Origin of the sequence: Nonomuraea cypriaca (assembly GCF_015645445.1) — a bacterium.
GTDB classification, from domain to species: Bacteria; Actinomycetota; Actinomycetes; order Streptosporangiales; family Streptosporangiaceae; genus Nonomuraea; species Nonomuraea cypriaca.
Genome location: NZ_JADOGI010000550.1, coordinates 1 through 884, shown reverse-complemented (window position 1 = coordinate 884; position 884 = coordinate 1). Strand labels below are relative to the sequence as shown.

At 65.0% G+C, this 884-nt stretch carries 1 protein-coding gene; it reads left to right on the top strand.

Annotation, left to right across the window (positions count from 1 at the left end):
• Positions 1 to 27: 27 nt before the first annotated feature.
• Positions 28 to 884: dihydrolipoyl dehydrogenase family protein (locus ITP53_RS55550; RefSeq protein WP_236052263.1), on the top strand; the 857-nt coding region annotated here is incomplete at its 3' end.

Genomic DNA, 884 nt, shown 5'->3' with positions numbered 1-884 from the left:
AAGGGCGGGAAGGATCTCGCGGGGACCATGGGACGCGAGGGCAAGAGGGTCGTCATGGTGGAGCAGTCGGATCAGATGTACGGAGGGACGTGCATCAACATCGGCTGTGTACCGACCAAGGCGCTGGTCCACCACGCCGATGTTCGTCGTCCAGGCGACGAACAGCAAAGCTGGTACCAGGACGCGATCGGCGCGGTCACCGACATGACCACGATGATGCGCGGCAAGAACTTCCAGATGCTGGACACCCTCGACACCGTCACCGTGGTCACCGGCAAGGCCTCGTTCCTCGACTCCACGACGGTCGAGGTCGCGGCGGGGGACGACCGCCTGACCATCAGCGCCGGGACCATCGTGATCGACACTGGATCCGTGCCCGTGATCCCCGACATCCGTGGGCTGCGCAAGAGCGAGTACATGGCGACGAGCACCGACCTGCTCCACACCAAAGAGCTCCCACGCCACCTCGCAGTGATCGGGGGCGGTTACCTCGGCCTGGAATTCGCCGCCATGTACCGGCAGTTCGGCTCGGAAGTGACGGTTCTCGAGGCGTTTCCCACATTCGTGGGTCGCGAGGACGACGATGTCGCCGAAGTCGTCGTCGGCATCCTCCGCGATCAAGGAATCACTCTCATCACCGACGCGAAGGTGACCGAGGTCAGGGACGGCTCCGCCGACGCCACCATCCATTACGAGGTCGACGGGCGTCCGCAGACCCTGAAGGCGGACAAGATCCTCGTCGCCACTGGGCGCGCTCCCGCCATCGAGGGACTCGGTCTTGACAAAGCGGGCATCCGCACGACCGAACGTGGCGCCATCGAGGTGGATGAGCACCTGCGCACGAGCCGGCCGCACATCTACGCGATCGGCGACGTCAACGGGGG